Below are 14,587 nucleotides of genomic sequence, written 5' to 3'. Positions count from 1 at the left end.
CGGCGACAACTAATTGCTATCGCCGCGACGCCCTCTGAACAAATCTGATGCAAAGGCGCCGGAGATGCCGGCGAACCAGGAGCAAGCGATGGCACTAGATCAGATCGTCGACGGACTTTCGGAGGTTTCCTGCGATGTGCTGGTCATCGGCGGCGGCACGGCCGGCCCGATGGCTGCGCTGAAGGCGAAGCTGAAGAATCCGAAGGCCAATGTCGTCCTGCTCGAAAAGGCCAACGTCAAGCGCTCCGGCGCGATCTCGATGGGCATGGACGGCTTGAATAACGCCGTCATCCCCGGCTATGCGACACCGGAGCAGTACACCAAGGAAATCACCATCGCCAATGACGGCATCGTCGACCAGAAGGCGGTCTATAAGTACGCGCAGAACTGCTACGGCATCATCGAAGAGCTCGACAGCTTCGGCATCCGCTTCCTGAAGAACGAGAACGGCGACTACGCCGTCAAGAAGGTGCATCATATCGGCACCTACGTGCTGCCGATGCCGAACGGCGAGACAGTGAAAAAGGCGCTCTACCGCCAGCTCCGGCGCGCCCGCATCCTGATCTCCAATCGCTACATGGCGACGCGTCTGCTCAAGTCGGCAGATGGGCGCATCGCTGGCGCGGTCAGCGTCAATACGCGTACCGCAGAGATGCTGGTGATCAAAGCCAAGGCCGTCATCCTGTGCATGGGCGCCGCCGGCCGCCTTGGTCTGCCGACCTCCGGCTACATGTTCGGAACCTACGAGAATGCTGCCAATTCCGGCGATGGCTATTCGATGGCCTATCACGCCGGCGCCGCGCTTGCGAACCTCGAATGCTACCAGATCAATCCGCTGATCAAGGATTACAACGGTCCCGCCTGCGCCTATGTCGCCGGTCCCTTCGGCGCCTTTACCGCCAACAACGAGGGATCGCGCTTTATCGAATGTGACTACTGGTCCGGACAGATGATGCTCGAATTCTACAACGAGCTGCTGTCGGGTAAGGGCCCGGTGTTCCTCCAGCTCAAGCATCTCCACCCGGATACGATCTCGGAAATCGAATCCACGCTGCACAAGGTGGAGCGGCCGACGCGTGGCCTGTTCCAGCAGGGACGCGGGGTCGATTACCGTAACGATTCGATCGAGATGCACATCTCCGAGATCGGCTTCTGCTCCGGCCATAGCGCCTCCGGCGTGTTCGTCGACGACAATGCGCGCACCACCGTGCCCGGCCTCTACGCCGCCGGCGACATGGCGAGCGTGCCGCACAATTACATGCTCGGCGCCTTCACCAACGGCGCGGTGGCCGGCATCGACGCGATGGAGTTCGCCGACAGCCACGACTTCGCGGAGTTCGATGCCGCCGACGTGGCCAGGGAGCGCGACCGCGTGATGGCGCCGACCAGGCGCGAGGACGGCATTCCGCCGAACCAGGTCGAGTACAAGACGCGGCGCCTCGTCAACGACTATCTCCAGCCGCCGAAGGTCACGCGCAAATACGAGCTCGGCATGCGCCGCCTCGCCGAGGCGCGGCAAGACATGCAGGAGCATATGATCGCCCGTAACGCACACGAGCTGCTCCGCGCGCTCGAAGTGCAGTCGATCATGGACTGTGCCGACATGGCGGTACATGCCTCTTTGTATCGCGAGGAGAGCCGCTGGGGCCTCTACCACTGGCGCACCGATTTCCCGGAGAAGGACAACGAGAATTGGTTCTGCCACACGCTGCTGAGCAAACAGAATGGCAGGATGACCAGTGAGAAGCGCGCGGTCGAGCCCTATGTCGTCCCGATCGCGGACGACGAGAAGGACCTCTACGACAAGCAGCGCATCCGCGCGACCGCCTGATCCATCGCCAACGACAAGCAACAGGAGATCAACGATGCCTCTCGCGTCCTATCAGACATCGGTTCCGGTGGTCGTCGACGACGCCAAATGCATCGCCGACAAGGGCTGCACCGTCTGCGTCGACGTCTGTCCGCTCGACGTACTCCGCATCAGCGAAATGACCAACAAGGCCTACATGGCCTATGACGAGTGCTGGTACTGCATGCCCTGCGAGGCCGATTGCCCGACCGGTGCCGTCACCGTGAACATTCCCTATCTCTTGAGGTAGTCATGTCGAGCCCGTTCGAATCCTATGACGATCTCGAAGATGCCGACGAGCGGTTGCAAGCCGCAGATCCGGCCGAGCGGCGCGTCGCCATCATCGCGCTCGGCCATTCCGGCGATCAGGCCGCGGTCGCGCATCTCGCCAACATGGTGTCAGATCCCGACGCCGGCGTGCGCCAGCAGGTCGCGATGGCGCTCGGCGAGTTCGACGGGCAGGAGGCGGCGAGTGCACTCGTCAAGCTGCTTATCGATCCCGAGCGGATCGTGGCCTCGGCAGCAGCCGACAGTTTGGCCGAATTCAAGGACCCCGCTTGCGCCGAAATCATCCTGCCGCTGGTCAAGCACGCTCACGCATTCGTCCGCATGGGCGCGCTGCGCGCGCTCAAGGAGTTGCGCCGCAAGGACACGCTGAAGCCCGCGCTGGAAGCGCTCCAGGATGGTGACGCGGCCGTCCGCGTGCAGGCGATCGGCGTCATCGGTTTCCTGAAGCTCGAAGAGTCGATCCCGGCGCTCACCGCGCTGATCCATGATCCCGACGCCCATGTGCGCCGCGCCGCGGTGAGCGCGCTCGCCTTCTCGCAGATGAAGCCGGCGGCCGAGACGATCACCCGCGCACTCAGGGATGCCGACTGGATGGTCCGGGAGATGGCAGCCGAGACGCTCGGGCTCAACGTCAATGGTTCGCTCGCCGCCGATCAGCTTATCGTCTCACTTGCCGACGAGTTTTGGCAGGTGCGGCTCAAGGCGATCCGCAGCCTCGGCAAGATGAAGGTCGAGCGCGCCCTGCGTCCGATCGGTAACTGCATCAACCATGAGCAGGCGAATTTGCGGAAGGAGGCGGCTGCCGCGCTCGGCGAGATCGCCGCTCCCGAAGGCGAGGCATACCTCGTGGTGATCGCCAACGATCCCGATCCTGACGTGCGCAAGAACGCGCGCTGGGCGCTCCAGCAGATCGCCGCGCGCAAGGGGAAGGCGGGGCCGTAGGGCGGAGAGGGCCAGTACAACTTTTGTTGTACCGTTGTGCCAGGTCGCGACACACGCTGGGTAAACTCAAGCACTTGCCGCCTGTTGAATACCTTGCATGGCCCCGACAACTCATTCTAGCCATTGGGCGTTTTCCCGCAGCCCCCGTGATGGATTGGAGCGAGAGCTCAAGTTTTTCAATTCGTTAGAATGCGGCGGGTGCACGACGTGTGCACCGGGAGATCAAGAAAAAATCTTCCGACAGCCAATGTCAGCAGGCGTCTCAAGATATGCAGGCCCCTGACAATCAAGTCAGTTTCATGTCTTGCTCTCGCGCAGCTCGGCTTTCAGAACCTTGCCGTTTGCATTGCGCGGTAGCGGTATCGTCCGCAACGTGACTGTTTCCGGCACCTTGTAATCCGACAATCGCTCTGCGCAGAATGCCTTCGCGTCCATCTCAGCAAGCGCGCTTCCTTCGGGAACGACGACGATCGCATGGACGCGCTCTCCAAGGACTGGATCAGCCCGGCCGACAATGGCGCATTCCAGCACGCCATCGAGGCTGCAAAGGATATTCTCGACTTCGGCGCTGAACACCTTGAAGCCGCCGCGGTTGATCATGTCCTTCTTGCGGTCGAAGACGCGCGCAAATCCCTCGGTATCCATCGTGCCGATGCCACCTGAGCGCCAGACCCGTCGACGAACTCGCTTTGGTTTGCATCGGGGCGCCGCCAATACCCGGGGACAACCATCGGTCCGGCGATCCACAGCTCGCCCGGCGTACCCCTGGGAACTTCGATACCGTTGTCATCGACGACCTTGATCCGGCCGCAGGGCACGCTCATTCCGACGCTGTCTATATGTCCGCGCCACTGCGTTCGCGGCATGATGGTTGCGGGCGAGGTTGTCTCGGTTGCCCCATACGCATTGAGCAGTTCCAGGCGGGGCAGTCTCGCCGCCAGCATCTCGATGGTGGCAACCGGCATCGGCGCACCGCCGAAACAGCCGATCCGCCACGCAGACAGGTCGTGATTCTCGAGTTCCGGCAACATCGCGCAAAGGGTATAGATGGTCGGAACGAGGATCGAGTATGTGATCCGCTCGCGACTCGCGAGAGCCAGAAAGTCTCCCGTCTTGAATGCCTGACGCATCAGAACGACGCAGCCGCCAACGATCATGGCCGAAAGTGCGATACCGACCAGGCCGGTGACATGCGATAGCGGGACAGCGACCAGCGCGCGGTCAGTCTCGTTCAAGCCGTGACAGCGCGCGAAGGTGAGGGCGGAGTGGATGATGCCAAGGTGCGTCAGTTGCGCACCCTTCGGGCGCCCCGTGGTGCCTGACGTATAGAGGATGACGGCGACATCTTCTTCCGACACACGCTCGACCTGGGTCGTGGGGCCGGGCGGCGCTAGCAGTTCTTCGAACGGCCTTGCATGGGGGGCTACGCCGCGAATGACGAATCGGTGGGTGAGCGAGGGCACATCTTGCTGCGCAGGCACGGCGTCACTGAGATCGCTCTCAAAGATCAGCGCCTTGGCGCCGCTATCATTGAGCAGGAAAGTCAATTCCGCCTGTCGCTGGCGCGTGCCGATCGGCACCACGATGACGCCGATCCGGTTGCAGGCGATCACGCAGGTCAGGAACTCCCAGCAGTTGCCCAGAAATAACGCGACGCAGTCGCCCTGTGTCACACCAAGCCTGGCGCTGATCGCCATGACCAGCTCATCCAATTCGCGATAGCTGATGATGCGATCCTCGACGATGGCCGGTCTGTTAGGGAAGCAGCGCACGAGATCGCCAAACATCTGCACGAGCGTGGCAGGCCGTTCGGGGAAGCAAAGCATCGTGCGGCCATCGTAGTGCACTTCAGGGCGACGGTGCGCCGCTGCACTGTCCAACTGCGATCGTGACAATGGGAAGCATCGTCAAAAACATGTCATTCTCGGTCTATGAGGGCGAGGTGGTTGGCGTCGCCGGCTTGGTCGGGTCCGGGCGAACCGAAATCGCTCACATTATCTGTGGTGCAAGGAAGCGCAATTTCCTGCGCGGCGGACTGACCTACCTCAGGGACAAGCCGGTGCGCTATCGCGTGCCGCGACAGGCCGTGCGCGACGGCATCGTCTACATCACCGAGGACCGCAAGCTCGACGGCTTCTTCGAGACGATGACGGTGGACGACAACGTCTATCTCGGTTATCTCGCCTCGCCCAAGCGCCGCCGGCTGCTCTATTCGTTCAGGGAACGGAGGGCAATCGCCGATCGCTGGATCAACGCGCTGTCGATCTCCGCGCTCAAGCGCAGCTTGAAGATCGTCGAATATTCCGGTGGCAACCAGCAGAAGGTGGTGGTGGCCAAATCGCTGGCGCAGGAGCCGTCGCTGATCATCTTTGATGAGCCGACCAGAGGCGTGGATGTCGGCGCGATCCCGCAGATTCATGCCTCGATCCGCGCACTCGCCGCGCAAGGCAAGGCGGTCATCGTGATTTCCTCCTATCTGCCGGAGATCCTCGCGGTTTCCGACCGGATCCTGGTGGCGCGGGGCGGACGGATCGTGGAGGAAATGCCGGCGTCACAGGCGACGGAAGAAAAGATCATGTACGCGGCGATCCACTAGCGGTCTCTCCAAGAAGGAACGCAAGCCCAGCATCGCTGGCCGGAGGACTGCGGCGCAGCAGGCTTAAGAGTGCTCGTCCTTATTCCATCCCTTCCGACGGATTTCATGCCGGCGGCCGATCGAAGCCGTACGATGCTCAGCGTGGAGTTGGCGCCGGGTGCGACTTTGCAGGAAACGGACGCCGCCACGCAGAAGGTTGCGTTTTTGCTCAGGACGAGACCTGAAGTGGCGTCCGTCTATGCCGCGGTCGGAACCGAGACGTCGACATTTTCCGGCCCGGGAGACCTGTCTACCTCGGTAGGCGAGGTCAGAAGATCGACCGTTACGATCAATCTCGTTCCGAGGGCCGAGAGAGCTCTGTCCCAACAGGCGTTCGAAGCCTCGATCGGGCGGCAACTTTCGATCATTCCGGGCATTCGGATTCGCCTCGGCGAGGACGGATCTTCCGGCGCGAAAATCCAGGTATCCCTGTCGAGCGATGACGCCGCTGCGCTCGCCGATGCGGCACGTCGGTTGGCCCAGGATATGGGTACCACTACGGGATTCCACCGCGCGAGAGTCATGAGCAGCTTCGCCCGACCGGAGCTCCAGATTACGCCCAAGGCGGACAAGGCCGCTCTTCTTGGAGTGTCTACGGCCGTGATTGCCAAGACGGTCAATATTGCCACCGTCGGAGATATCGACCAGAACCTGTCCAAGTTCAGCCTAGGCGCGCGACAGATCCCCGTGCGCATCTTGCTGAACGACGCTGCTCGTTCCGATATGGCAGGCCTGTCGCTGCTGCTGGTGCCTGCCTACGAGAAGCCGGTGCCGTTGTCCGCGATTGCCGATATCAGCTTTGGCTCGGGTCCGCTCCAGATCGAGCGGACCGACCGCACCAGAAGCGAGACGGTCGAAGCGGAACTGAGTGGCCTGACGGTGGGCGAGGCGGAGGACTTGGTGGCCGAGATGCCGTCGATGAGGGGGCTGCCGGCAGGCGTATTCTACAAGCCTGCAGGCGATTCAGAACGCATGCAGGAGCTGTTCGATGGGTTCAAGCTCGCGGTTGGATCGGCCATCGTTCTGCTCTTCGTCGTTCTCGCTTTGCTCTTCAACGGCTTCGTTCAGCCGGTGACCATTCTCACGGCGCTGCCACTATCGATCGGAGGCGCTCTGGGGTCGTTGCTGATGACGCGGATGTCGATGTCGTTGCCGGTCATGATCGGAATGCTCATGCTCATGGGAATCGCGGCGAAGAACTCGATTCTTCTCGTCGAGTACGCGATCGTGGCCAGGCGCGATGGGAACCTTGATCGCACGCAGGCTCTGCTGGACGCCGCTCGGAAACGAGCCCGGCCGATCGTGATGACTACGATAGCCATGAGCGCAGGCATGTTGCCGATAGCCCTGGGCATGGGAACGGATGCCGAGCGAAGGGCGCCGATGGCGATCGCCGTGATCGGCGGCCTCCTCAGCTCGACGATCCTCAGTTTGATGTACGTGCCCGCCTTTTACACGGTGATGGACGACCTCGAGCGTTGGGTCGGGAGAAGCCTTCGCAGAGGCCTTACGTGAACCGGTGACCCATTTGAAGCCAAACGTCTGGTCGGTCTGGAGCATGCACACCGGAGCTCACGCCGGCCATGCCTGTCCGCCACCGTCGATGCGCAGCACCTGACCCGAGACGAAGGCGCCCATGGGTCCGGCGAAGAATTCGACGACCCGGGCGACCTCGTCGACGGTCGCGATACGATCGAGCGTGCCGGTCTCGACCATCCTGTCAGGATCGACTGCGCGGGTGCCGAGAAATCGGCCGGTGCGGGTGTCACCGGGCGCGATGCAGTTGACGGCGATGTCGTAGGCGCGGAGCTGGTCGGCGAGGCAACGCGTGTAGTGCGTCACGCCGGCCTTCGCCACCGCATAAATCGAGCCGTGAGTGCGCCCCTTGAAAGCGGCGACCGAGCCGAGCGTGACAATACGGCCGCGCCGCCGCTCCATCATGCCCTTCGCGACAGCCTGGCAGGTCAGGATGGTCGAGAGCAAATTGCGCTCCAGCACCGCGCGCACGTCGGCCTCCCTGATGTTCACGGCGTCGTTCGGATCGGGCTTGCCGCCGGCGGCCGCGATATCACCTCCGGCATTGTGCACGAGGATATCGATGGGACCGAGCGAGCTTTCCGTCTCCGCGATCACGCGCGCGATGTCCTCTCCGTCCGTGAGATCACCAAGCACGCGTTGGCTGCGGACGCCATAGTCTTTGCCGATTTCCGCGGCCACCGCGGTCAGCGTGGTGCCCTCGCCATGTTCTGCCGGCCCGTTCTCGCGCATGCCGTGGATAGCGACGTCGGCGCCGAGCGCGGCAAGCTTCTCTGCAAAGGCGCGGCCGAGCCCGCGTCCGGCGCCCGTGACCAACGCGACTTGACCAGCCAAGACCTTCGTTCCGTCATGCGATGCCATGATCTTCTCCTTGTTATGAAATGTCAGTCCGCCGCAAGGTCGAGGCCGATCGCCAGCGCCTGCACCAGGCACATCGGCGCCACCAGCGTGCGCAGCGCCGGCTCGGGCATGTCCTGGATCTCGAAGACGACGCTCGCGCCTTCGACGATCGGGCTCAGCAGGCTGTCTGTTATCGATATTGTGGGCACGCTGCGCGCGACAAGCTCGGGGAATAGCCGTGCCGTGTCGGGATAGTAGTTTCGGAAGCTGATCGCGACAAGCGCGTCGTCCGCGGTGGCCGCGTGCGACTGCTCATGAATGCTGCCGCCGACGCCGTCGAGCAGCACAACGCGGCGTCCGAGCTTGCGCAAGACGTAGGCGAGGTGGATCGCGACCGGAAACGAGCCGCCGAGGCCGAGCAGATAGATGTCGCGCGCTTTCGCAAGGATCGCCGTCGCCGCCTCAAGCTCGCGCGTGTGCACGGACTGACTGAGCGTAACCAGCGCCGATTGCGCCTCCGAGACGAAGCGCGACAGCACCGCGGCCGGCTGGCGGCCGAGCACCGATTTCTCCTCACTCTTCATGCGGGCGAGCCGCGCCTTGTAGCTTGGCGCGACGCCGGCGACGAGGCGGGAGCGGAACACCTGTTGCATTTCGGTGAAGCCGCCAAATCCGAGCGCATGGGCGAAGCGGACGATCGCCGAGGGCGGCACGCCCGAGCGCTGTGCGACCTCCGCCACGGTGCCGAGTGCGACATCGGTCGGATGATCGAGCACGAATTCTGCGATCTGCTGCAGCCGGCCCGATAGGGCGCGGTGCCGCTGCGCAATCGCGCCGCGCAGCTCGTCGTAACTCATCACGCCCTGGGCCTTGTTCATCGAGTCGGGTCTCCGGATCGGCCACCTGTTTAACGGCATTTCACCGTTTGGATCAAATATTCTACTTTACTTCGTTATTGGAATGAATATTCTAAACGCATAAAAAGAGCAGAAACGTCGAAACGGGGAGGGAGCGATGAGAGTGCGTCAGATCTCACGGCGAAGCGTCTTGAAGGGCAGCTTGATGGCGAGCGTCATCGGCGGCACCGGCAGCTTCTTCGGGCCGTGGCGGGAGAACCATGCCTGGGCGCAGGGAGCAAAGCCGATCAAGCTCGGCCTGACATGCGATGCCAGCGGTCAATATGGCAACAGCGGCCAGGATGATTTCCGCGGCATCAAGATGGCAATCGACGAGTTCAACGCCAAAGGCGGCGTGCTCGGGCGACAGGTGACGTTCATCACCGCGGACACTGAGACGACGCCGGCGACCGGCAGCCGCGTCGCCGAGCGCTTCATCACCCGCGAGGACTGCACCATCCTGATCGGCGCGCTGCATTCCGGCGTCGCCAACGCCATCACCCAGGTCGCCAGCAAATACGGCGTCATCTACATGAACACCAATTCCTCCGCGCCAAGCGAGGCCGGGGAGAACTGCTCGCGCGTGAAATTCGTCTGGGACGGAAACGGCACCAATTTCTCCAAGGCATCGGTCAAGAACTCGGTCGATTCCATCGGCAAGAACTGGATGTTGCTGACCAACGACTATGTCTGGGGACACACGACGTCTGCCGCGACCAAGGCGCAGGTCGAGGCTGCCGGCGGCAAGATCATCGACAATCTGCTGGTGCCGCAGAATACGCGTGACTTCACGGCGTATCTCCTGAAGATCCAGCAGGCGAAGCCCGATGTGGTGGCGACCGCGATCGGTGGAGACGACATCAAGGCGCTCCGCGAGCAGGTCGCGCAGCTCAAGCTCGACGGCAAGCCCGCCTGGATCAACAACCAGCAGGACTGGCCCGACGTTTGGGGCGCGCCCGACAGCCTGTTCGGCGTGTTCGGCACCACCTGGTATCACAAGCTGCAACTGCCTGGCGTCGCCGAGTTCGTGAAGAAGTGGCAGGCTGCCAACAAGGACGGTCCGATCCCGGTGCCGGGGAACGTCTCCTACAACGGATATATGTCGACGCGCGAACTGCTCCGGGCGATCGAGCGGGCAGGGTCGACCAACAACGTCAAGATCATCAAAGAGCTCGAGAACCTGAAAGTCTCCGCGACCGACCGAATGCAGCATTTCGATGCCTACATGGATCCGGTGACGCATCAGATGCAGCAGACGATCTATCTGGCGCGGCGCAACGCCAAGCCGGCGGACAACACCGATCTGTTCGAAATCATCAGCTGGACGGAACCGAAATCGGCCGCCGATGACGCCGCGCCCACCAAGTGCAAGCTCACGCCCTATGAGCAGGTGCCGACCGTCGATTCCTGAGGACGGGTCGTCAAGTCGCAGAACGATGGCGCCGCCAGCGCGGCGCCATCCGCGCCCTGGCCCCTGGAAAGACAGTTGCGAGACCAGACCTTGTTCGACCTTCTTCCGCATCTTTTGAACGGCCTGACGCTTGGCCTGTTGTTCGCGCTGATCGCGCTCGGATTCATGCTCATCGTTGGGCTGATGGAGCAGATCAATCTCGCGCACGGCTCGCTGTTTGCGCTCGGCGCCTATGTCGCCATGCAGCTCACGGGGCCTCGCCCGCCCTTACCGGCTGATCTTGCAAAGTTGTGGCTCGCGCTGCCGCTCGGCTGGCGCTACGCGGCAACCCTCGTCATCGCGCCCGTCATCGTCGGCCTTATCGGCATGTTGATCGAGTTCTGCATGCGACGGACCTACGGAAAGGACCCGCTCTACGGCCTGTTGCTGACCTTTGGCGCGGCGATGGTGATCGAGGAATTGATCCGCCTGGTCTGGGGCACGCGCGACTATGTGCTGCAGGTGCCATCAGCCATCAATGGCGGCTTCCTGTTCGGCGACCTGATCTGGTCGAGCTATCGCTTCTACGCAGCCGGCATCGCGGCCGGGATCATCGCCCTGGTCTGGGTCCTGATCGAAAAGACCTCGTTCGGCGCGACCGTGAAGGCGGGAGCCCATGACAGCGAGATCGTGCGCGCGCTCGGCATCAATCTGTCGCGGCTGCGGCTCCTGGTGTTCGTGTTCGGCACCATGCTTGCGGCGATCGCCGGCATCATCGTCGCCCCGATCTGGGGCATCCGACCGCATATGGGCGTGGACGCCGTCATCCCCGCGTTCCTCGTGATCGTGCTCGGCGGGGTCGGAAGCTTTTGGGGCGCGGTCGTTGCCGGCCTCCTGGTCGGGCTCTGCGTCGGACTCGCCGGTGCCTATGCGTCCGAATGGTCGCTGCTATCCATGTACATCCTGCTCGTTGCCGTCGTGACGTTCCGCGCGCGCGGCCTCTGGGGCAAGAAGAGCGTGCTCGAGGTCTAGGGAATGATGGCGAATTCGACGACCTCATCCGACGCTGCGCGTCTCGTCACGCCGACGATGCTGGTGCTCTGGCTGGTGCTGGCGACGGTGCCGCTCTGGATCACCCGGATCGGGCTCTATCCCTATCTCGGGATCGAGATCCTGATCTGGTCGCTCTATGCGCTGGCCTTCAACCTGGTGCTGGGGACGGCCGGGCTGCCGTCGTTCGGCCACGGGGCCTATTTCGGCATCGGTGCCTATGCATTCGGGCTCTGCCAGTTCGACATGTTCGCTAATCTCTGGGTTTGTCTCGCTGCTGCAGCCGTGATCGCCGGGTTTGCCGGCGCGCTGGTGGCGCTGTTTATCTCGCACCGGCGCGGCATCTATTACGCCTTCATGACGATCGCCTTCGGTCAGATCTTCTGGACGCTTGCGATCAAGTCCCACCGCATCACTGGCGGTGAGGACGGCTTGCTCAAGATCTGGCGGCTGCCGGCGGATTTCGGCCTGGTGTCGTTCGATCTCACCGACAATGTCGCGTTCTACTATTTCGTGCTCGCGGTCTTCGCGGTCGGCACTGCCATATTGTGGCGGCTGGTACATTCGCCCTACGGCCGCGTGGTCGCCGCCATCAGGCAGAGCGAGGTTCGCGCAGCGCATCTGGGCTATAATGTGTGGCTCTATAAGGCCTCGGTCTTCACCCTCTCGGCCGCGCTATCAGGCTTTGCCGGCGGCCTGTTCGCGATGGCGCAGCTTGCCGCATTTCCCGATGTCATGAGTTTGCATCAATCCGGCTACGTCGTGATGATGACGCTGGTCGGCGGCGGGCTCGTCAGCTTCTGGGGTCCCGTGATCGGCGTGTTTCTCTTCCTCACGGCCCGCGACGTGATCGGCGCGCTGACCAATGCCTGGATGCTCTATTTCGGTCTTCTGTTCATGGCGATCGTGCTGTTCCGTCCCGAGGGCATCGCAGGCGCGCTCTCGGCCGCCGTGCAACAACATTCCATCAACGCTCTGAGGCGGCGCGGTACGTCCGCGATGCGGTTGCTAGTCGGGGGTGGGCGATGAGCATGATCGAGGCCGCGGGCGTACGTGTCCGCTTCGGCGACCGCGTGGTGCTGGAGAGCGTCGATCTCGCGGTCGGCGAGGGCGAGTTCCACGGTGTGATGGGACCGAACGGTGCCGGCAAGACCACGTTTTTCAACGTCCTCACCGGCCGGGTGAAACCGAGTCGCGGTTCGATCCGGCTCGGTGGCGAGGACGTCACGGGCTTGAGCCCGCATCGCATCGCTGCCAAGGGCATCGCCCGCTCGTTCCAGATCATGACGCTGTTCGACGAATTTTCAGCGCGCGACAATGTCATGATGGGCTTGCCGGCGTTTCGCGCGCGCGGCCTTGACATAGCGCGCGCAGCGGCTGGTGACCGCCGGCTTACCGATCAGGCGACCGAAACGCTCTCCGGGGTGGGGCTTGCGGACAAGGGCGACATTCGCGCCAAGGATCTCTCCTATGGCGATCGACGCGCGCTGGAGATCGCGGTCGCGCTGGCACAGGCGCCGCGGGTGCTGTGCCTGGACGAACCGACCTCCGGCCTCGGCTCGGATGGTGTGCAGCGGCTGGCCGCTCTCGTTGCACGGTTGAAGGGCAAGCTCACCATCGTCGCCATCGAGCACGACATGGAGTTCCTGTTCTCGCTCGCCGACCGCATCTCCGTCATCCACTGGGGCCAGGTGGTGGCGCGTGGCACGCCGCACGAATTGCAGCAGAATGAATGGGTCCGGCGCTCCAATCTCGGGAAATTCGCATGATCCTCGAAGTGGACGGGGTCGATACTTTTTACGGCGAGACCCAGGCGCTGTTCGGCGCCTCGCTCGCCATCGAGCACGCAAAGGTCTTTGCGCTGCTCGGGCCGAATGGCGCTGGCAAGACCACCATGCTGCGCTCGATCCTCGGGCTGACGCGGCCGCGCCGTGGCGCGGTACGCTTCGACGGGTATGACGTCACGCGCAACCCGACTCACGAGATCGCGCGTGCCGGCATCGGCTGGGTGCCAGACGACAGGCGACTGTGCCCGACCCTGTCAGTGGCGCGCAATCTGTCGATCGCGCAGAAGCGCACGCGCTTCCGCTACTGGTCCGTCAAGGAGGCCGCTGCAATCTTCTCGCCGCTCGAATATCTGATGGAGCGAGACTGCGAGAATCTGTCGGGCGACGAGATGCAGATGGTGGCGATCGCGCGCGCGCTGGTCGGCTCGCCCGGGCTGGTGCTGTTTGACGAGCCGAGCCAGGGGCTGGCGCCGAAGATCGTTGGCGACGTGCTCGCGACGATTCTGCGGATGAAGGACGAGGGCATTGCCTCGCTGGTGGTCGAGCAGAATGCCGAGATCGCGCTGTCGGTCGCCGACCATGCCGCGGTGATCGACCGCGGCCGGATCGTCTGGACCGGGGAGGCCGCCACGCTCCGCGACGATCGCGGGCTTCGTCAGCGCTTGCTGGGAGTGCAATAGAGTGTCCGCGCCGCTGCTCGTTCTCGATGATATCCGGAAGGTCTACACCAGAGGCCGCGTCATCCGACGCCCCACCTTCACGCTGGAAGCAAATCTGTCGCTGGACGAACCCGGCATCGTCGGTGTCGTGGGGCCGAACGGAGCCGGCAAGACCACGCTGTTCGAGATGATGACGGGCTCCAATGCGCCCACCTCAGGCCGCGTGCTTGTTGCCGGTACCGATATCCACGGTGTCAAATACCGGGAGCGCGACCGGCTCGCGATCCACTATCATCAATCCTACCAGGTCCGGCGCTTTCGCAAGCGGGTCCCGTCGGCCTTCCTGGCGCCGTCGCCGACCCGGACGCCGCTAGTGCACCTGTTCGACGAGCCGCAGTTCAACCTGCAGGATGGCTATATCGGCTTCATGCTCGACTTTTTCCGCAAGCTGCGGGACGAGGGCAGGCTGGTCATTCTCTGTATGCATCCGACCGCCAGCTGGCACCTGGACATCTTGGCGGAGATCGCCGGGCAATTCCTGTTCGTAGCCGGCGGCGGGGTGACGCGCATGGCGGATTTTCGCTCCCTGGTCGCCGAGCCGCGCTTTCGCCTTTATCTCGGACCGGAGATGACGCGGGCCGCCGATGTCATTGCCATGGCGGCCCGATCGTCCACACGTTGAAACCAATACAGAAGCGATCACAGGGAGAGTCCG

Annotated in this window: 14 protein-coding genes and 1 pseudogene; 11 read left to right on the top strand and 4 right to left on the bottom strand. The window is 63.1% G+C overall.

Annotated elements, in window-relative coordinates:
• The first annotated feature begins 88 nt into the window (after positions 1–88).
• The 3 genes from RAD10_RS34300 to RAD10_RS34290 are packed head-to-tail and all read left to right on the top strand — an operon-like array spanning position 89 to position 3,079.
• Positions 89–1,831 (top strand): fumarate reductase/succinate dehydrogenase flavoprotein subunit, encoded by a 1,743-nt coding sequence (locus tag RAD10_RS34300; protein WP_028143603.1) that lies wholly within the window; start codon positions 89–91, stop codon positions 1,829–1,831.
• 34 nt (positions 1,832–1,865) lie between these two features.
• On the top strand, positions 1,866–2,099 hold the full coding sequence (locus RAD10_RS34295; RefSeq protein ID WP_011085981.1) for a 4Fe-4S dicluster domain-containing protein: 234 nt from the start codon (positions 1,866–1,868) through the stop codon (positions 2,097–2,099).
• Positions 2,100–2,101: 2 nt separating this feature from the next.
• Positions 2,102–3,079, top strand: coding sequence for a HEAT repeat domain-containing protein (locus tag RAD10_RS34290; protein WP_461620896.1), 978 nt, complete (start codon positions 2,102–2,104; stop codon positions 3,077–3,079).
• A 297-nt stretch (positions 3,080–3,376) separates the two neighbouring features.
• On the opposite strand, the gene RAD10_RS34285 is transcribed toward RAD10_RS34290, so the two are convergent.
• Both RAD10_RS34285 and RAD10_RS34280 read right to left on the bottom strand, forming a co-directional pair.
• The gene (locus RAD10_RS34285; protein ID WP_461620895.1) at positions 3,377–3,679 is read right to left on the bottom strand and encodes an AMP-binding enzyme; all 303 of its coding nucleotides are present in this window, start codon (positions 3,677–3,679) and stop codon (positions 3,377–3,379) included.
• Positions 3,676–4,959, bottom strand: coding sequence for a class I adenylate-forming enzyme family protein (locus RAD10_RS34280; RefSeq protein WP_461620894.1), 1,284 nt, complete (start codon positions 4,957–4,959; stop codon positions 3,676–3,678). Before RAD10_RS34280 ends, RAD10_RS34285 begins: the two co-directional genes overlap by 4 nt.
• A gap of 14 nt (positions 4,960–4,973) precedes the next feature.
• On the opposite strand from RAD10_RS34280, the pseudogene RAD10_RS34275 reads away from it, so the two are divergent.
• Positions 4,974–5,675 (top strand): annotated as a pseudogene (locus RAD10_RS34275) (ATP-binding cassette domain-containing protein); the annotation flags it as partial.
• 69 nt (positions 5,676–5,744) lie between these two features.
• Complete coding sequence (locus tag RAD10_RS34270; RefSeq protein WP_461620893.1) at positions 5,745–7,229, top strand: efflux RND transporter permease subunit; 1,485 nt, start codon at positions 5,745–5,747, stop codon at positions 7,227–7,229.
• Positions 7,230–7,286: 57 nt separating this feature from the next.
• Here RAD10_RS34270 and RAD10_RS34265 read toward each other — a convergent pair whose 3' ends face one another.
• Complete coding sequence (locus RAD10_RS34265; RefSeq protein WP_461620892.1) at positions 7,287–8,111, bottom strand: SDR family NAD(P)-dependent oxidoreductase; 825 nt, start codon at positions 8,109–8,111, stop codon at positions 7,287–7,289.
• 23 nt (positions 8,112–8,134) lie between these two features.
• Positions 8,135–8,968 (bottom strand): MurR/RpiR family transcriptional regulator, encoded by an 834-nt coding sequence (locus RAD10_RS34260; RefSeq protein ID WP_461620891.1) that lies wholly within the window; start codon positions 8,966–8,968, stop codon positions 8,135–8,137.
• A 136-nt stretch (positions 8,969–9,104) separates the two neighbouring features.
• Between RAD10_RS34260 and RAD10_RS34255 the strand changes: the two genes are divergently transcribed.
• The 6 genes from RAD10_RS34255 to RAD10_RS34230 all read left to right on the top strand — a co-directional run bounded on the left by RAD10_RS34255 (position 9,105) and on the right by RAD10_RS34230 (position 14,554).
• Positions 9,105–10,397, top strand: a complete 1,293-nt coding sequence (locus tag RAD10_RS34255) for an ABC transporter substrate-binding protein (protein ID WP_461620890.1) — start codon at positions 9,105–9,107, stop codon at positions 10,395–10,397.
• Positions 10,398–10,487: 90 nt separating this feature from the next.
• Positions 10,488–11,408, top strand: coding sequence for a branched-chain amino acid ABC transporter permease (locus tag RAD10_RS34250; RefSeq protein WP_091953844.1), 921 nt, complete (start codon positions 10,488–10,490; stop codon positions 11,406–11,408).
• 3 nt (positions 11,409–11,411) lie between these two features.
• On the top strand, positions 11,412–12,455 hold the full coding sequence (locus RAD10_RS34245) for a branched-chain amino acid ABC transporter permease (RefSeq protein WP_461620889.1): 1,044 nt from the start codon (positions 11,412–11,414) through the stop codon (positions 12,453–12,455).
• Positions 12,452–13,195 (top strand): ABC transporter ATP-binding protein, encoded by a 744-nt coding sequence (locus RAD10_RS34240; protein ID WP_461620888.1) that lies wholly within the window; start codon positions 12,452–12,454, stop codon positions 13,193–13,195. Before RAD10_RS34245 ends, RAD10_RS34240 begins: the two co-directional genes overlap by 4 nt.
• Entirely contained in the window at positions 13,192–13,893 is a 702-nt protein-coding gene (locus tag RAD10_RS34235; protein ID WP_461620887.1) for an ABC transporter ATP-binding protein, read from the top strand. Before RAD10_RS34240 ends, RAD10_RS34235 begins: the two co-directional genes overlap by 4 nt.
• A 1-nt stretch (position 13,894) precedes the next feature.
• A complete protein-coding gene (locus tag RAD10_RS34230; RefSeq protein WP_461620886.1) occupies positions 13,895–14,554 on the top strand; it encodes an ATP-binding cassette domain-containing protein in 660 nt (219 codons plus the stop codon).
• Positions 14,555–14,587: the final 33 nt, after the last annotated feature.

This window comes from Bradyrhizobium sp. 23AC (genome assembly GCF_054863025.1).
This window is presented reverse-complemented; position numbering and strand designations above follow the sequence as displayed.

Bases quoted from the DNA above. Each gene is read 5' to 3' on its own strand.
- RAD10_RS34300 (WP_028143603.1), top strand. From the start codon at position 89: ATGGCACTAGATCAGATCGTCGACGGACTTTCGGAGGTTTCCTGCGAT.
- RAD10_RS34295 (WP_011085981.1), top strand. From the start codon at position 1,866: ATGCCTCTCGCGTCCTATCAGACATCGGTTCCGGTGGTCGTCGACGAC.
- RAD10_RS34290 (WP_461620896.1), top strand. From the start codon at position 2,102: ATGTCGAGCCCGTTCGAATCCTATGACGATCTCGAAGATGCCGACGAG.
- RAD10_RS34285 (WP_461620895.1), bottom strand. From the start codon at position 3,679: ATGATCAACCGCGGCGGCTTCAAGGTGTTCAGCGCCGAAGTCGAGAAT.
- RAD10_RS34265 (WP_461620892.1), bottom strand. From the start codon at position 8,111: ATGGCATCGCATGACGGAACGAAGGTCTTGGCTGGTCAAGTCGCGTTG.
- RAD10_RS34260 (WP_461620891.1), bottom strand. From the start codon at position 8,968: ATGAACAAGGCCCAGGGCGTGATGAGTTACGACGAGCTGCGCGGCGCG.
- RAD10_RS34255 (WP_461620890.1), top strand. From the start codon at position 9,105: ATGAGAGTGCGTCAGATCTCACGGCGAAGCGTCTTGAAGGGCAGCTTG.
- RAD10_RS34245 (WP_461620889.1), top strand. From the start codon at position 11,412: ATGATGGCGAATTCGACGACCTCATCCGACGCTGCGCGTCTCGTCACG.
- RAD10_RS34240 (WP_461620888.1), top strand. From the start codon at position 12,452: ATGAGCATGATCGAGGCCGCGGGCGTACGTGTCCGCTTCGGCGACCGC.
- RAD10_RS34235 (WP_461620887.1), top strand. From the start codon at position 13,192: ATGATCCTCGAAGTGGACGGGGTCGATACTTTTTACGGCGAGACCCAG.